We start from the raw sequence: 16718 nt of genomic DNA, 5'->3' as shown, positions 1-16718 counted from the left end.
CCCGCGTCACGATTCGGATTCCGCTGCCGCCCCGGTATTTTCGAAGCGTCCCGCCAGAAAGCGCTCCATCGCGGCCTCGGTGCCGAGTTCCGCGCGTAGTCGCGGATGCCGCCAATAGAACATCAGGGCGTGATAGGTGAGCAGCGGGTCGGTGGCGAATTGCTTGTGCGCGAATTCGTAGGCCAGGTATCCGGTGTGGTCCCGATCGTCGACGACGGGAACGGTGTCGGTGTCGAGCACCGCCGGATCGCGCACCAGGACGGCGAGCAGATTGGCTCCCGGCACCATGGGTAGGGCGGTGACGGTGACTCGGGGCTGATGCGAGGCCCGAATGCCGGAGATATCGTCCCAGTCGACGACAATGGTCTCCTCGCCGTCGTCGATGCGCAGATGTGCTGGGGTCAGCAGGATTTCGGCGGTGTCGCGAACGGTCGTCGTGGGAGCGATGGCGACGACCACTAGGACGAGACCCGCCATGCCCAGCCCGGCGAACCACAGAAATCCGGCCGACGGGTCGGAGCCGAAGGACCGCACCAGAATCGCCGCGCCGCCGATGATCAGCAGCGCGCCGACCGTCCCGGTGGCAATGGCCGCGGTGCGGGTCGGTGGTCGCAGCGGAATCGACAGCGCGCTCTCCCCGTCTCGGGTGACGGCTTCGACATAGACGTCCGCGTACCTCGGCCAGGCCCGCCAGGCGTACACGTAACCGGCGATGACGATCGGGGCCCAGATCGCGACCATCGGGTAGTCCCCCGGCTGCGCGCCGGACGTGCCGAGGCCGATCAGCCAGCCGATGAGCACGACGGTCGGCAGCAACCCGACCACCGCCGGAATCAGGGCGAACCGAATGCCCTCGAAGGTGTCGATATCCCAGCCGCGTGGAAATGGCAGCGGGAACGCACTGCGGTATCGCCCCATGTATTCCTCCCCCGGTGAACCGTCGTTGCGGACACCATAGGCCGTCGCACCGACATACGCTGCGTCGGAGCGATGAATTCGCTGGTGAATAGCGCAGACTGGGGTCGTGACCGAGCAACCAGCCGACACGGAGCCGACCGACGTATCGGACAGTCGCCGTATGCCGAGTTGGCTGCCCCGGGCGATGGTGTTGGCCCTGCTGCTGCTCGGGTTGTTCGAGATCGCGGGGTGGGCGGCCCACAAATTGCTGCACATCTTCATCGTGCTGCTGGTGGCCTTCTTCATTTCCCTGGCCATGGAACCGGCGGTGGACGCGTTGGCGGCGAGGGGGATTCCCCGCGGGCTCGGTACCGCCCTCGTCTTCGTGCTGGTGAACGGGGCCGTGATCATCTTCGCCATCGCGTTGGGCGTGCTGCTGGTGCAGACCGTCGGCCAAGGCGTCACCGAGCTGCCGGGTCTGCTCGACCGGTTGATCGACTGGATCAACGCCACCTTCCATCAGCACCTCACCCTGGATCAGGTGCGCGACCGGCTGCTGCACGACTCCGATGCCGTACAGAACTACGCCGAGCAGGCGGCCGACAAGGGAATCGGGTTGTCCGGCACCGTACTCGGCGGCCTGGGTGAACTCGCGCTCATCGCGGTGTTCAGCATCTACCTGACCGCGGACGGTCCGAAGCTGCGGCGAAACGTGTGCTCGCTGCTGCCGCCGCGACGCCAGGACGCGGTGCTGCGGGCCTGGGATCTCGCCATCGAGAAGACCGGCGGCTACCTCTACAGCCGAGCGCTGCTGGCGGTGATCTCGGCGGTCTGCCACGGCGTGTTCCTGGCCCTCATCGGCCTGCCGAACGCCTTGGCACTGGGCATCTGGTTCGGTGTGATCGCCTCGTTCGTGCCGACCATCGGCACCTATGTGGCGGCGCTGCTGCCGATTCTGGTGGCCTTGACCGATCAGCCGCTCGACGCGGTCTGGATCATCGTCTTCGCGGTGCTCTACCAGTGGTTCCAGGACTATCTGCTGCAGCCGAGGATCACCGCCCGCACGGTGGATGTGAACGCCGCGGTGGCGCTGTTGGCGGTGCTGTGCGGTGGCGCGCTGCTCGGGGCGGTCGGGGCGCTGTTGGCGATTCCGGCGACCGCCACCGTGCAGGGCTTTTTCAGCGCGTACGTGAAACGCTATGAGGTGCCCGAGGATCCGCGTATCGAGCGGACCGGGAAATCGGATTCCCCGAAGGGACGGGACAGGCGGCCGACGCGATGATGGGGCTGACTTCGCTTATCAGGCGATACCTTCATCTGGAATGAAGTAGGTTCCCACCGTGCTCGGCACAGTTCCCGTGATTCCTATTCAACTATCCGGTTCCCTTGGGGCGCAAGCGGTTTAATTGGTGGCGAAGATCGACGCGTAGACGATCCGGTCGTGCTCGCCGACCACCTGTCCGGCCAGGCCGGTACCGGTGACGGTGTGCAGTCGCAGATCCAGGTAGCGCTCCTCCTCCACGGCGGTCAGGTCCGTGCGCGCGGGCAGCCACGACAGCACCTCGCGCTCGCGATCGGTCCGCGAACGCTCCAGCGCCGAACGCAACCCGGTCAGGTCGGTGGCCTCGAACGGCTCCGGCTCGACGCGCTGCGGCTCGGCGTGCCAGGCGGCGACGCCGTACGCGAAACACACCAGGGGCATCCACATTTCGGCGAAGAACCGCGGATCCGGCGCGATCTCGAGGCCGACGAAGGTGTCGCCGACGAAGAACACCGCGCCCAGCTGCTCCGGCTCCAGTTCGAGACGGTTGCGGAACTGGGTGAGCACGGCGCGCTTGCGCGTGAGGATCTGCTCCAGATGGCCGCGCTCGGCCAGTCCGTAGCGGCGGTTGACGGCGGAGATATCGGTCCACAGCTTCGAATACCCTTCGCGCCCACGCAGTTCCAGCGCCTTGCCGCGCAGCTCCCAGGGCAGTACGAAGAACCACTGATCGCGGCCCTCGAGGTAACCGCCCTGGGCGGCCTGGACACAGCACGCGTCCCGGAACAGGCGGGTCTGTCCCGCCGCCATGAGGGCGGCCGAGCACAGCGCGTGGTTCTGCGCACCGTCCTGGATGTAGCCGATGTGCAGCGGCACGATGGCGACACCGGAGTCCGCGCCATTGTGCAGCTCCACATTGCCGTACCCGACCACACGGTGCAGCTTCAGCCCGGAGCGCGGCGGCACGATACCCGGACGGCCGGGACCGTGGACGGGCACCATGGTGAGCGCGCCAGCGCGCTGCGGCAAGCCCAGGCTGTATCCCGGCAGGCTCAGGGTGGCGGGGACGAGGTTCTCCAGTCGGGTCATGGGCGGGCTCCTTCCAAACGGCCCTCGAGTACGGGGCGGCCCATGCGGTTGTCGTCGCGGTCGTCGAGGAATCGCAGTGCGGCACAACGGATCCAGTCCCGACCGCCCGGCACGCGCGCGATCAGCCACGGCAGCAGCACGGCGAAATCGTCCTGATGCCAGAAGCCGTGCCGAGGCAGGGCGGGCGCCGGATCGCGCAGCCCGCGGTCGTCACTGTCGGTGAAGAGGGCCTGGCACACCACGATCGGCGTGGTGATTCCGGCGCGCGGCAGGCTGGCGACCACTCGGGCGAGATCGCCCGGGTAGCGGTTCTCGTAGCCGTCGGTGAGTACGGCGACGACATCGGGTGCGGTGTCGAGCGCGTCGAGCAGTCCGGTGGCCAGGTCGGTGGGCCCGGCCTGGTCGCCGCCGACCTCGATCACGGTGAGGCGGGCGCACACCGCGCCCACCACCATGCGCAGCGCCTGGGCCTGCGACAGCAGCGCCCACTCGCGGTCGCCGTATCCGCGCATCGACTCCGAGGTGTCGAGGACCAGCGCGACGGTCGCGTCGAGTCGCGGCAGCGCGCGGGTGGCCTCGGCGACGTATTCGGCGAGCGCGGAACGCAATTCGGCCTCCGCACCGCCGCGGTACATGTGCACGAGCGTGGCCGCGATATCGCCGCGGTTGGTCACGGTGACCACGGGCGGACGGGTACGGGCGGGCTCTAGCGGCGCGATCGGATCCCGCGGTGCCGCGACGCCGTAGGTGCCCGGCGCGTACAGTGCGGCCACCCGGGCCATGGCGATCTCGGCATCGGCGGTGAAGCGCAGTAGATCGCGTCGCAGTTCGGGAGAACTGTTGTCACCCTCCGCGATTCGACGCGCGCAGCCTCGGGCGGTGGTCTTGCCGAGGGCGTGCTCGTAGCAGTCCACCAGCGCCGGACGGCGGGCGGCGATGATCGACTCGGCCTCCGGATGCTCCAGGACGAAGGCGAGGACGGCGCGGGTGGTGTGCTTGTGATTGGCGCGCAGCCGTCGCAGCGCGAGCAGGACCGTGATCACGGTCTCGGGCGGCAGCCCGAACAGCAGTGCCCGCACCGCGCGGTCGAGGACGCGGCGGGTCGGCTCGGCGAGGCCCACGCGCGAAGAACTCAACGCCCGCAACAGCACCCGCGCCCGCTGCTCGGTGCGCACGCCCGGCACGAGGGCGAGCAGGACATAGCCCTCGGGGTCGTCGGCGTAGGCGGCGCGGTGCAGATCCGCGTCGTCCCAGCCCACGACTCCGGCGCGGGACACCGTGAGCGGCGTGCCGTGCGTACGGAGGTGATCGAGCAGACTTGCGGTATTCATCTCCGCAGTGTAGGGATCACCGCGTCCGCGCCACCACCGATTTTCTTGGGCTACAGCGCCTTTCGGCTACGGCAGCAGTCCGCGCCGCCGGGCGGACACCACCGCTTCGTGCCGATTGTGCGCGCCCAGTTTGGTCATGGCGCTGCGCAGGTAGCTCTTCACCGTCTCGGGTTTGAGGGAAAGCCGTTGGGCCGCTTCGATATTGGTGCACCCCAGGGCGATCTGGGCGAGGACGTCGAGTTCGCGGGGGGCGAGGTTCACCGGGTCGTCCGGATCGATGACGCCCGAGACCAGCCGGGCCAGCCGTTCGGAGACGCCACGCAGTCGATTCCGGGCGGCGGTGTCGGAGAGGGTCTGACTCAGCCCCAGCAGTTCGGCGTGCAGATCGCGCAATTGCTCGGTGCGGATCTGCTCCACCGCCGACGCCTCGGAGTGCGTGGCCCGCAGCCGCATACGGCGGTCCACCTCGTCGCGAATGGTGAATTCGACGCTCAACCGACGCCCGGCCTGCACCATGACCTCGGCGATGCGGTCGCCGATGGGGCTGGGGTCACGGTTGGCGACATACAGCACCGCGCGCGATTCACCCGAGACCACGACGGGGACCGCCGCCACCGCGCGCAGCCCCTCGCCGAGCACCGGACCGTCGTAGTGGTGGGTGATGGTGGCGTCGGAGCGGTAGTCGGCCACCGAGGTGGGCCGCCGACTGGCCAGTGCCCGACCGCCCAGTCCGGACTTGGGCTGGACCGCGAGACCGCGCATCCCATTGGTCCTGGTGCCGATGAATTCGCTGAGTACCAGCGTCCCGGCGTGGACCGCCCCGCCGAAGGCCACGGGCGTCCCGGTGACGATGGCGATACGCCGTAGCTCGGCCCGCAACGCATCGGCGTCGCGTGGACGGAGCAGCTCGGCGGGCCCGGTCATCGGTCAGCCCCTTTCGGGGGTATCGAGGGGGTCGGTGTGATGTGGATCCTATCGGAGTGAGCGAGAGCATGGACCGGCTCAGGCCGTTGATGAGCTATTCCTTCGGGGTATGGAACGCGCCGCTGTTGGGCGACACCATCGGCGACAACCTGGACCGCACGGCCGCCGCGCATCCGGACCGCGAGGCCCTGATCGACCGCACCTCCGGCCAGCGCTGGACCTACCGTGAATTCGTGGCCGAGGTGGATGCCCTGGCACTGGGTTTACTGGGAGCCGGGTTGGGGAAGGGTGACCGGGTGGGGATCTGGGCACCGAACTGCGCGCAGTGGACCTTGACGCAGTACGCGACGGCCAAGATCGGCGCGATCCTGGTGAACATCAACCCGGCCTATCGCTCGCACGAGCTGCGGTACGTGCTGCGGCAGGCCGGAATTCGCGCCCTGATCGCCGCACCGGCCTTCAAGACCTCGGACTACGCGGCCATGATCGCGGAGGTTCGGGAGGATTGCCCCGATCTCGAACAGGTGGTGCTGCTGGACAGCGAGGTCTGGCGGGGCCTGTTCGAGGCGGGGCGCTCCGCCGATCGGGCGGAGCTGGCGCGAGCACAGGCCGCACTCTCCCCCGATGATCCGATCAACATCCAATACACCTCGGGCACAACGGGTTTCCCCAAAGGCGCAACGCTCAGCCATCACAATATCCTGAACAACGGCTACTTCGTGGGCGAGCTGTGCGGGTACACCGAGCAGGACCGGGTGTGCATTCCGGTGCCCTTCTACCACTGCTTCGGCATGGTCATGGGCAATCTGGCGGCCACCAGCCACGGTGCGGCCATGGTCATTCCGGCTCCGGCCTTCGATCCGAAGGCGACGCTGGAAACCGTCGCGGCCGAACGGTGCACCTCGCTCTACGGCGTGCCGACCATGTTCATCGCGGAGCTGGCCGAACCGGGTTTCGACGACTACGACCTGTCCTCGCTGCGCACCGGCATCATGGCGGGCTCACCCTGCCCGGTGGAGGTGATGAAGCAGGTCATCGAGCGGATGGGCATGCGGGAGGTGTCCATTTGCTACGGCATGACCGAGACCTCGCCGGTCTCCACCCAGACGCGCGCCGACGACAGCCTGGCCCAGCGCACCGCGACCGTGGGCCGCGCCGGACCGCATATCGAGATCAAGATCGTCGACCCGGTGACGGGGCTGACCGTGCCGCGCGGTGAGCCCGGTGAGCTGTGCACGCGCGGTTACTCGGTCATGCTCGGCTACTGGAACGATCCCGAGAAGACCTCCGAGGCAATCGATTCCGCGCGCTGGATGCACACCGGAGATCTGGCCACCATGGACTCCGACGGCTATGTCGCCATTACCGGCCGAATCAAGGACATGGTCATTCGCGGCGGCGAGAACATCTATCCGCGCGAGATCGAGGAATTCCTCTACACCCACCCGGATATCCTCGACGCCCAGGTGATCGGCGTACCCGATGCCAAGTACGGCGAGGAACTCATGGCCTGGGTTCGCATGCGCGAGGGCGCGACGCCGATGACCGCCGAGGCGCTGCGCGAATTCTGCACCGGCCGCCTCGCCCACTTCAAGATTCCCCGCTATGTCCACGTCACCGACGAGTTCCCCATGACCGTCACCGGCAAGATCCGCAAGGTCGAGATGCGCGAGATCGCCGCGCGACTGCTCGACCTGCCCGTCGAGGAGCAGCAATGACCGCCAATACGGAGGCCTACCGCACCGCCCGCGACCACCTGGTATCGGTCGCGACCGATTACGACGCCGCGCTGCGGACGTTCTGCTGGCCGCGCCTGAGCGGCGCCTTCAATTGGGCCACCGACTGGTTCGACGTGATCGCCCGCGGCAATCACCGCACCGCGCTGTGGATCGTCCAGGAGGACGGCACCGAGGAGCGAATCACCTTCGACGGTATGGCATCCCGCTCCGATCAGGTGGCCACCTGGCTGGGTTCGCTCGGGGTGGGCAAGGGCGATCGGGTGCTGCTCATGCTCGGCAATCAGGTGGAGCTGTGGGAGGCCATGCTGGCCATCGCCAAATTGGGGGCGGTGATCATGCCGACCACCGCCGCGCTGGGTCCGGAGGATCTTTCCGACCGAATCGTCCGGGGCGAGGTCGGTGTCGTCATCACCAATACCGCCGACACCGCCAAATTCGACCGGGTGCCCGGGGACTACACGCGAATCGTGGTGGGCGACCCGGTATCCGGATGGCACGGCTACACCGAGGCCTACAGCTTCATGTCGGCGGGACCGTTCCAGGCGGTCACCGAGACCACCGATCCGCTGTTGGTGTACTTCACCTCCGGCACCACCAGTAAGCCGAAGATGGTGCGGCACTCGCAGATCAGTTATCCGGTCGGGCATCTGTCGACCATGTATTGGATCGGCGTCCGGCCCGGTGACGTCCATCTGGCCATCAGCGCGCCCGGGTGGGCCAAGCACGCGTGGAGCTGCTTCTTCGCGCCCTGGATCGCGGAGGCGACCGTATTCGTCTACAACTACGCGCGATTCGAGGCCGCCGCGCTGCTGGAGCAATTGCGCCGCGCCGAGGTGAACACGTTCTGCGCGCCGCCGACGGTGTGGCGCATGCTGATTCAGGCCGAGCTGGGCGAGCGTCCGACCGGGTTGCGGGAGATCCTCGGCGCGGGCGAGCCGCTCAATCCGGATGTCATCGCGCAGGTGGAGAAGGCCTGGGGACTAACCATTCGCGACGGCTTCGGTCAGACGGAAACCACACTCCAGGTGGGCAATACGCCCGGCCAGCCGGTGCGGCCGGGATCCATGGGGCGGCCCGCGCCCGGCGTTCCGGTGGTGCTGGTCGATCCGATCACCGGCGAGCTGGCCGACGAGGGCGAGATCTGTCTGGATCTCAGCGCCGAGCCGGTGAATCTCATGACCGGCTATCTCGGCGATCCGGAGCGCGACGCCGCCGTGCGGGCGGGCGGCTACTACCACACCGGTGATGTGGCGGTGCGGGACGCGGACGGCTACATCACCTATATCGGCCGTACCGACGATGTCTTCAAATCCTCCGACTACAAGGTCTCGCCGTTCGAGTTGGAGAGCGTGCTGATCGAGCATCCGGCCGTGGTGGAGGCGGCCGTGGTCCCGCAACCCGACAGCACACGCCTCACGGTCCCCAAGGCTTATGTAAGCTTGGCCGCAGGATGGGAGCCGAATCGCGAAACCGCCCGCAGCATCCTGGAATACGCGCGCGACCACCTGGCCCCGTATCTCCGTGTACGCCGGGTGGAGTTCACCGAACTACCGAAGACCATCTCCGGAAAGATCCGCCGCGTCGAGCTACGCCAGCGCGAGGAACAGGCGTACGGCGCGGGCACTCCCATTCCCACCGAGTATCGCTACGAAGACGTGCTTTCCGATGCCACGACGTGATTGCCGCAGTACCCGCATAGCCCACACCATTCAATGTTGATTGGAGTTCGCATGCCCCACACCATGGAGAGCGCCACCGCCTACGTCATCGCCGCGCTGGAGGCGAAGGGCACCGCCACCCGCGATGATTTCGATGTGCCCGCCATTGTCGCCAGAACGCACGCGCTGAGTGAGACCTGGGACTTCGACAAGGTGCACCGCACCATCTTCTGGAAGATCGCCGCGGTGCATTTGAGATTCTGAAGCTCTCCCGGGACAGCGGGATTCGTGACGGTCGGAGGCGGAGCGCCCCCGACCGTCACTGGTTTCTAGCGGATGCCCGGCGTCGACGGATCGGGGCCGACGCAGCCGATGACGAAGCAGCCCGGCGGCCAGTTCGCGAAGGGCGGGTAGAGCGGTTTGCCGAGGCATTCGGCGGCGTTGCAGCCCGGGTACGCCATGGGGCCGAAGCCGAGGGCGGCGTAGGTGGCGTCCGGATTGGAGATCATGGGGTCGTTCAGCGTGATGTCCGGCATGGGTCGGTAGGGGCCCGGATCCTGCAGGCGCGGGGTGGCGAAGGCGCTGGTCACGGCGCGCAGCACCTCGTGCGGGAAGCTCACCGAACTGCCGGGTACGGTGACGCCGGTCCAGCTCACCAGCAGGCCGAGGCTGGGCACGATGAAATTGTCCTGGCGCATCATGCCCGACATCTGAATGGCGTCCTTGGGCAGGCCCGGGAACATGGTTTCGCAGTTGTCGCCATTGACGGTGAACAGGAAGCCGTAGCAGGAATTGGTCGCGACCGGGCTGACGGCTTCGGTCAGATACGCCTGTGAAATCACCTGGCGGCCATTCCAGTCGCCGCGATTGACCAGCAGCAGGCCGAGTTTCACGAAGTCGTCGGGCGGGAGTACGAGATGGGCGTAGCCGTAGGTGTTTCCGCTGCGGTCCCGCGCCCAGAAATAGTCGCTGGCCGGTATTCCCAATGGGTCGAACAGTTTTCGCTGCGCGTAGGCCTGGAAGTCCTCGCCGACGGCTTGCTGTACGACGTGGACGAGCAGATCCACCGCGCGCTGGCTGTACTGCCATTGCGTGCCCTGTTCGTGGACGATCGGCATGGCCAGGGCCTGGGCCACCACATTCGGATCCATCTGCGCCAGGCCGGTGATGCCTTCCGAGGCCACCGCCACCTGCATACCCGAGGATTCGGTGAGCAGGTTGCGGACGGTGATCGCGCGATGGGCCGAATCACCCAGTCCGGCGGGCAGATAGGCGTCGATGGGATCGTCGACCCGCAGGCGGCCTTCGTCGACGGCGATACCGGTGACCATGGCGACCACGCTCTTGGTGCTGCTCCACAGGTTCCATGCCGTCTCGCCGGAGCGCTCGGTGTTCTCGCGGCCCGCCACCAGGCAGTTGTTGCGGTAGACCCGCACCGTGAACCGGGTCGGGTCGGCGGCGAAATCGATGGCCCGTCGCAGCGCGGCCGAATCCAGGCCCACCTCTTCGGGTTTCGCGGTTTCCAGCTGCCGACCGTCACTGAGCGCACAGTGTTTCAGCGGTTCCGGTGTCGCGCGCGCGACCGGCGAGTCGATGCCGACGAGCAGCATTCCCACCGAAATCGCCGCCATCGCAACGCCCATCAACGAACGACGCACGCCTTGCCTCTCCACTCCCCGACCCGTTTCAGGTACCGAGAGCAAGGCTAGTGAGCGGTTATTTTCCAGCTAGCCCCAACTTGTCGCGCCCCCGGTATCGGGGGCGGGAGAGCTGCCATATGGCGGCATAGAGCAGGAGGCCCAGGGTGCCGCCTTGTACCGCGCCGATGAGGATGCGGCGGACCAGGTCGTAGCCGCTGACGTGAATCACGGGGTCGGACAAGCCGATTGCGATTCCCAGGGCGATCGTCGAGGCTAGGCCGCCGACGACCATCCACCGTTGTCGTCCACGTAGGGCGCGGCCGCGGTCAGGGATCGGTGGGGTGCGGCGGTACCAGGTCGCGATCGCCGCGGCGATTACGAGCAGGCCGCCGATCGAGGATGCGTATCCGATCACGTTGTAGAGCTTGTGTGGTTCGACTACGGGGACGCGCAACCACGACCACGCCTGTACGGCGGCACCATCTGTTTGCGTGAACGCGTCCCACACCAAGTGTGTTGCCGCGCCGGTGATTACCGAGACCAGAAGGGCGAGGAGTTGTCTGACCGGGCGAAATACGCTGTGTGGCCTCGTTATTCGATTCCGCCAACCAGCCGGTGCCAGGGCGAGCACCGGTCCGGTGAGAGCCTGGAAAAGCGCCAGCAGGATCAGCCCGAACAGCAGGTCCCAGCCGAAGAGCCCCGCGATGGAATGGGAGTGAACGTCACCAGGTAGCGGCAGGTAGTAGGGGATGTCCGGGGCGATCGAACCCGCCACCAGCGCAGGCAGACTCAGGTACCGGCGCAGCGGGAGGATTGCCGCCGGGTGCGCGAGGGTGAAGGGCATAGCGGCCAACTTACGGGGAGTCGGGGACGCTCAGGGCGATGCCGCCATCTCCTCGGTTGTGCGGGTGTCGATGGTCGCGAAGGCCGCCCACACCAGCGGGGAATTCTCGATGCTGCCGGTTTCGCGCCAGGCGGCCGCGCGCTCACGCTGCCAAGCGTTCACAACCGTTACCGGCGTGGGGGATTCGTGCGCGGCATCGATCGCGCGCACGGCCTCCTGGAGCGGGCGGGAGGTCGCGGGGGCGCCGCCGAGGCGATGGAAGGCCAGGTCGGTGGGTAGTGGCCAGCGGCCCGCGGTCACCAGTTCCGCTCCGCCGGTGAGCATGGCGGCGAGCAGGCCGAGGGGTTCGGCGAAGCGCAGGTCGCCGCCGCTCTCGCAGGCGATGAGCGCCACGCGGCTGGGGATGGGCCACAGTTGCGGGCCGGTGCGGGGGTGGTCGGCGAGGGTGTGGGTGCCCAAGAGGAGGTCGCGGGCGGAGAGGGGTCGGTGGTCGCGTTGGACGGGGGCGAAGCCGATGGTGTCGGCGGTGCACGCGAGATGCAGTGTCGCGGATTCGCTGTGGCCCGAGGCGGGGGCGGCGGCGGTGACGTGGCCGACGTAGAGCAGGCGGGACGCGCCCGCGCGCAGGACTCGGCCGAGCCAGTCGCGGTCCAGATCGGTGCGGCGGAAGGCGTCGACTGGGTCGGCGACCTTGGGTACCAAGCGATCTCGGGCCTGCTCGACGAGTGCCGCCAGCGGGGCCGTGGGGTCCATGCGGCCCAGTACCGAGCCGAGTGGTGAGTCGGCGCGGAAGCCGGGGACGCGCGGATCGAGGATGGCGACGACGGGCTGGTCGTGGGTGTGCGCCCAGGATCGCGCGGCGCGGGCGGGTGCGTGCACGATTCCAGCGGGTGCGAGCAGGCTGATGTCGGCGATATCGACCAGGCGCAGGTCCGGGTCGGGGGCCATGAGCTCCCAGGGGATTTGGGCGACGCGCGGCGACGGTTGGATGCGCAGGTGCGGGCGTATGCCCGCGACATGGAGTTCGTGGAGTCGCACCGCGAGGTTGTAGGGCAGGAACGTCGCCGACAGTCCCTGGGCCAGTGCGTGTTCGGTCTCGTAGGTCGCCAGTTCGCCCGTGGTGAGGGCGGATTCGAGGCCGCCCGGATGTCCGGGCGCGGGCAGGGCGGCGGTGAACCGGCCCACCGCGGCCTCGACCTGCGCTTCGGCGATGACACTGACGCCGCCGGGTGCGCTGCCGTCCTCCCAGCGCCAGGTGAGGTAGAGGTCACCGGCATCGGCCATGCGGATCACGGCGGTCGGCTGTGCGGCGCTCATGCTTGCACCACTCGGTCGTCGCGCAGACGACGGCCGTAGCGTTGTTCGGCGGCGGTGATCCAATCGGCCAGGGCGATATGGGCGTCGGGGGCGACGGCGACGCGTGGGGGTGGGGAGACCGGCAGTCCGGCGCTGGCCGCCACGGCGGCGAGGGCGGAGCCGAGTTGCAGAGCGTCGGAGGTGGGGCCGGAGGGTGTCGGCGGGTCGAAGGGTTCGAGCAGGTCGAGGGTGGCCGGGAAGGGCGTGGTGGTCATGGTCGTGATTTCCGGAATCGTTCCCGCGCAGCGTGTTTCGATCAGGTCGGCGAGTAGCCGGGCGTCCTGGGCCAGATAGGCGTAGCGGAAGGCCACGCGCAGGGCCGGATCCGCGATACGGCTGTTCCAGGCGTGGCGTTGGGCTCCGTCGGGTAGTTCGTAGCGCACCGCGTCGAGCGCGAGCGCGGCCGGGACGGCCAGATCGAGCACTTGGGGCAGATAGTCGGGCCGGGCCTGGACCAGGGGTTCCAACAGCGCCGCGTGCCAGTAATCGAGTTGGGCGCAGTGCATTCCGAGCCCTCGCGCGGCGTAGGTGGCGCGGGCGGCGGCGAACTCTGTCGCGGCGTCGGCGTATTGGTGTGCGGCGCAGGCGAGGGTGGCCAGGCGCAGACGGACATCGGCGGCGTCGAGGAGTGCACCGGATTCCTCGAAGCGGTGCAGGGCCCGGCGGTAGTGCTGGGCGGCCCCGTCGGTATCGCCTCGGTGCTCGGTGATGAAACCGGTGAGCTTCCAGCCGATTCCGGCGCGGTGCGCGATACCGGCGGTCTCGAAGAACTCCTGCGCGGCTCGTAGGAGGGGTTCGGCCTCGTCGAATCGACCTGTGCGGGTGCGCATAAGAGCGAGGTTCTGGCGGGACTCGGCGATGCCGTCGCGGTCGTCGACGGCCTCGAAGGCGGCCAGGGCCTGGGTGGCGAAATCCTCGGCCAGTTCCCAGCGGCCGGTTTCGAAGTGCGCGGCGGCGAGGTTCATGAGGGGGTGTCCGGCCTGCTCGGGGGCGAAACGGCGGGCGGCGGTGAGAGATTCGTTGGCCAGTTCGATGGCTCGGGGCCACTGGTGTCGGTGCAGCGCGAGCGCGGTGGCGGAGACCAGGCAGGCGAATCGGAGTTCGCCGGGGGCGGTGTCGGCGGTCAGCAGGGTGCGCGCTTGGTCGAGGACGTGCTGCGCGGCGTCGAGGTCGCCGAGGCGTTGCAGTGCCTGGGAGAGGTTGAGCAGGGCGGCTGGGCGCAGGCGTGGCGCGTCGGGCGGTATCTGTGCCAGCGCTGCGTGGAAAAGTTCGACCGCACGGGCGTGGTCACCCGATTCGTCTGTCACACAGGCGATATCGACGAGAGCGCACAGACGCAGGTCTCCGGACTCCTCGCGTGCCGCCTGCTCGAACAGCCGCAGGGCGGTAGCGAGGTCACCGTGCTCGCGTGCACGCGCCCCGGCACGCAATAGGTCGGATTCGCCCTCACCTCCGAGATTCATCAGAAGTCCGAATCCTGGGCGGAGGCCGCGATTTCGGCGAGCAAGGGGACGTCGTACGCGTTCGGGTCGGGGCCGGTAGGAGGTTCGGCAGCGTAGCGGAGGCGGGCCAGGGCGAATTCTCTGATGCGGCGGCGGACCGCCTGCACGGCGGGATCGCGCATCACCGCGGCGGTCCGGTTCTCCCCCACGCCGAATCCCGGGACATGGATGGTGACGTGGACCGCCGTCGCTGTCGTAGCGATGGGGGCCTCGCCGAACCACGCGCCCGGTCGGGGGCGCAGGGGGATATCGACCGTCGCGCCGCTGGATTCGGCTCGCGCCCAAGGCATCAAGTACGCGGGAACCTCGGCTGGGGTGTTCGGGGCGGCGGCGACGTTCACTCCGAGGGTGGTGGTGCCACCGGCGCGGGTCAGCTCCCAGGAGACGGCGCGTTCGGAGGCGTCGACCAGGCCGGGTGGACAGAGTCGCCAGTCCCAGCCGGTTACTCCGCGGGCGAGGACCAGGCCATCGGGGTGGTCGGTGCCTGCCGCCAAGGCGTAATCATCAGCGCGCGGGAAGGTTTCGACCGGTGCGAGTACGGCGGGGGCGATCGCGTCGGCGCCGTCCACGAGGGATTCGCACTCCTCGGTGAGGGTAGCTGTCTCCCGGTCCAGCAGGGCAGGATCGAGTGCGGGGATGTCGTCGAGGGTCGAGGCGGGCCACCAGCGGGCGGCCCAGTGCGCGTAGGCGAGTCGCCAGGCGCTCACGGCCAAGGGTGGCAGTGCCGGTTCGGGAGTGACTGTCGCCGAGTAGGAATCGTGCAGGGACACGGCCAGGGATTCGCCGTAGATCGCCCACAGCCACTCCTGCGCACGCTCGACGTCATGAATCACCGCCGCCGGAATCCGGTGCCCGGCAAGGAGATTCCACGTCAGATGCGCGCCCGCGACCTCCAACACCAGAACATCCAGATCGGCCGAGGGCTCCAACACCGTCGACGCCCCCGCGGGGGCCACCACGCTGATCCCGTCCCCGTAGCGAGCGATCCGCACCTCCGGATTCGTCATCCCGCCCTCGATTCCATCGAATCATGGTCGGCCACACCGTCCATCGCCGCCAACGCCCGCTTCACCCGCATCCGGTGGTCGAGAATCACCGACCGCGCCACCCCATCGAGCAGATCCCAGAGCTCATCCGCCGCGTACACCGACATCTCCCGCACGTCCCGCCCGTGCAGACGCGCCCACAGCCGCCGCAGATACGGCCGCCACGGCACCCGCAGCTCCGCCGCGATTCCCGCCAGCGGCCCCGCCGCCTCCACCCCGATCGCCATCCGCCGCGCCTGCAGCACATACGCTTCGCGCTCCCAGCGACCGTTGACGACCCGCGCGGCGGCCATACCGGGCAGCGGGCCGTGTGGTTCCCGCGCATCGCCGCGGTCGCCGAGAGCCGTGACCGGCTCGGCGCGCGGGCCGACTCCCGTGGGCGGATCTCCCATGGGCCGCAAGCGCGTGGCCAGCACCGCTCCGGCCGCCGCCACCAGCCGCAGGGATTCGTCCAGCAGCGCCCAGGGTGCGCAGGCGCGGGCGATTTCGGCGCTGACCAGTTCCGGGATCGGCGGGAGCTCGGCGCGTTCCGTGGAGACCTGGAGGACGGTGAACACCCGCTCGTGAATGGAGCGGTCGAAAGGTAGAGCCATGGTGGCGGTGGAGGCCGACTCTCCCACCCTCGGCGGCCGCGGAAGGGGATGCGCGGTGAGCCCGAGTTCTGCTGCCGCACCGCCGGTTTCGTCGTACCACAGCCGAATTCCGCTGTGCGCGCCCAGATGCGCGGCTACCGCTTCGTCGACGTCCACCGCATCGGATCGACCGGCGGTACCGATCCGGTCCTGCGCGCCGGGTCGCGCGGCGGCGCAGGCGTCCAGCAGCTCCGCCAAGGTCATCGCGGGGCTCGGCGGGACGGCGGTGGGGCGGCGTCGCCACGCGATCGCGATCAGTTCGCTCAACTCGTGTCCGCGCACCGGGTCGGCCAGGTACTCGCGCAGGGCCTGCGTGGTGCGGCCCGCGGTGAGGCCGTGGATCTCGCGGAGGGCGGCTTCGGCGGCGGGGCGATCACGGACGGGGTCGGGGAGGCCGGAGAGCGTGGCCAGTTCGAAGCAGCGTTGGAAATACAGGTCCTGGGCGTTGCCCTCGGTGATCCGCAGCGCTCGACGGGTCTGTTTGAGGAGGGTGAACCAGGCGGCGGTGGCGCGCAGCACGTCGGCGGCGGCGTGCAGGCGGGTGGCCAGCAGCACCGCGCCGTCGGGGGTGAGGATCGCGCCCGCGCATTCGGGGTGCTGCACGGGGCGGATGACCAGCGGGTCGAGGATCGATTTCACGGTGCGGCGCAGCGGTCCGCCGTGCGGTCCGCTCAAGGCCTCGACACCCTCGAGGCGACGCCAGACCTCATCCAGCACCATCGCCCTCGGTCGTCGCATTCGCCCAGGTTAGCGGAGTTTCCGCACCCGTCGCGCGCCGAAAGTTGGGATCGGTAGGGCG

At 68.6% G+C, this 16718-nt stretch carries 14 protein-coding genes; 4 read left to right on the top strand and 10 right to left on the bottom strand.

Translation table 11 applies throughout. The features are described 5' to 3' along the window. Positions 1–6 precede the first annotated feature (6 nt). Complete coding sequence (locus tag ACIBH2_RS19430; protein ID WP_397119222.1) at positions 7–918, bottom strand: hypothetical protein; 912 nt, start codon at positions 916–918, stop codon at positions 7–9. A gap of 106 nt (positions 919–1024) precedes the next feature. Here ACIBH2_RS19430 and ACIBH2_RS19425 point away from each other — a divergent pair, with 106 nt between their 5' ends. Then, positions 1025–2179, top strand: coding sequence for an AI-2E family transporter (locus ACIBH2_RS19425; protein WP_397119220.1), 1155 nt, complete (start codon positions 1025–1027; stop codon positions 2177–2179). 120 nt (positions 2180–2299) lie between these two features. On the opposite strand, the gene ACIBH2_RS19420 is transcribed toward ACIBH2_RS19425, so the two are convergent. The 3 genes from ACIBH2_RS19420 to ACIBH2_RS19410 all read right to left on the bottom strand — a co-directional run bounded on the left by ACIBH2_RS19420 (position 2300) and on the right by ACIBH2_RS19410 (position 5502). Then, entirely contained in the window at positions 2300–3247 is a 948-nt protein-coding gene (locus ACIBH2_RS19420) for an ARPP-1 family domain-containing protein (RefSeq protein WP_397119218.1), read from the bottom strand. Continuing rightward, the gene (locus ACIBH2_RS19415) at positions 3244–4578 is read right to left on the bottom strand and encodes a hypothetical protein (protein WP_397119216.1); all 1335 of its coding nucleotides are present in this window, start codon (positions 4576–4578) and stop codon (positions 3244–3246) included. The genes ACIBH2_RS19420 and ACIBH2_RS19415 overlap by 4 nt, the downstream gene beginning before the upstream one ends. Positions 4579–4644: 66 nt before the next feature. Continuing rightward, positions 4645–5502: a response regulator transcription factor gene (locus tag ACIBH2_RS19410; RefSeq protein WP_397119214.1), complete on the bottom strand. Its 858-nt coding sequence runs from the start codon at positions 5500–5502 to the stop codon at positions 4645–4647. A 68-nt stretch (positions 5503–5570) separates the two neighbouring features. Between ACIBH2_RS19410 and ACIBH2_RS19405 the strand changes: the two genes are divergently transcribed. From ACIBH2_RS19405 to ACIBH2_RS19395, 3 genes are read left to right on the top strand one after another with little or no spacing between them, the layout of a single operon-like run. Continuing rightward, on the top strand, positions 5571–7220 hold the full coding sequence (locus ACIBH2_RS19405) for an AMP-binding protein (RefSeq protein WP_397120891.1): 1650 nt from the start codon (positions 5571–5573) through the stop codon (positions 7218–7220). After that, on the top strand, positions 7217–8920 hold the full coding sequence (locus ACIBH2_RS19400) for an AMP-binding protein (RefSeq protein ID WP_397119212.1): 1704 nt from the start codon (positions 7217–7219) through the stop codon (positions 8918–8920). Before ACIBH2_RS19405 ends, ACIBH2_RS19400 begins: the two co-directional genes overlap by 4 nt. A 51-nt stretch (positions 8921–8971) precedes the next feature. Further along, the gene (locus tag ACIBH2_RS19395) at positions 8972–9163 is read left to right on the top strand and encodes a hypothetical protein (protein WP_397119210.1); all 192 of its coding nucleotides are present in this window, start codon (positions 8972–8974) and stop codon (positions 9161–9163) included. 65 nt (positions 9164–9228) lie between these two features. Here ACIBH2_RS19395 and ACIBH2_RS19390 read toward each other — a convergent pair whose 3' ends face one another. The 6 genes from ACIBH2_RS19390 to ACIBH2_RS19365 are packed head-to-tail and all read right to left on the bottom strand — an operon-like array spanning position 9229 to position 16639. Then, entirely contained in the window at positions 9229–10557 is a 1329-nt protein-coding gene (locus tag ACIBH2_RS19390; RefSeq protein WP_397119208.1) for a serine hydrolase domain-containing protein, read from the bottom strand. Between the two features lie 58 nt (positions 10558–10615). After that, positions 10616–11383 carry a DUF4184 family protein gene (locus tag ACIBH2_RS19385; RefSeq protein ID WP_397119206.1) on the bottom strand — a complete coding sequence of 256 codons (768 nt, stop codon included), beginning with the start codon at positions 11381–11383 and terminating at the stop codon, positions 10616–10618. A 30-nt stretch (positions 11384–11413) separates the two neighbouring features. Next, on the bottom strand, positions 11414–12700 hold the full coding sequence (locus ACIBH2_RS19380) for a CHAT domain-containing protein (RefSeq protein ID WP_397119204.1): 1287 nt from the start codon (positions 12698–12700) through the stop codon (positions 11414–11416). Next, on the bottom strand, positions 12697–14202 hold the full coding sequence (locus tag ACIBH2_RS19375; protein WP_397119203.1) for a tetratricopeptide repeat protein: 1506 nt from the start codon (positions 14200–14202) through the stop codon (positions 12697–12699). Before ACIBH2_RS19375 ends, ACIBH2_RS19380 begins: the two co-directional genes overlap by 4 nt. After that, positions 14202–15248 carry a hypothetical protein gene (locus ACIBH2_RS19370; RefSeq protein ID WP_397119201.1) on the bottom strand — a complete coding sequence of 349 codons (1047 nt, stop codon included), beginning with the start codon at positions 15246–15248 and terminating at the stop codon, positions 14202–14204. Before ACIBH2_RS19370 ends, ACIBH2_RS19375 begins: the two co-directional genes overlap by 1 nt. Beyond that, a complete protein-coding gene (locus tag ACIBH2_RS19365) occupies positions 15245–16639 on the bottom strand; it encodes a hypothetical protein (RefSeq protein WP_397120889.1) in 1395 nt (464 codons plus the stop codon). Before ACIBH2_RS19365 ends, ACIBH2_RS19370 begins: the two co-directional genes overlap by 4 nt. Positions 16640–16718: the final 79 nt, after the last annotated feature.

This window comes from Nocardia sp. NPDC050406 (assembly GCF_044459025.1).
GTDB lineage: Bacteria > Actinomycetota > Actinomycetes > Mycobacteriales > Mycobacteriaceae > Nocardia.
This window is presented reverse-complemented; position numbering and strand designations above follow the sequence as displayed.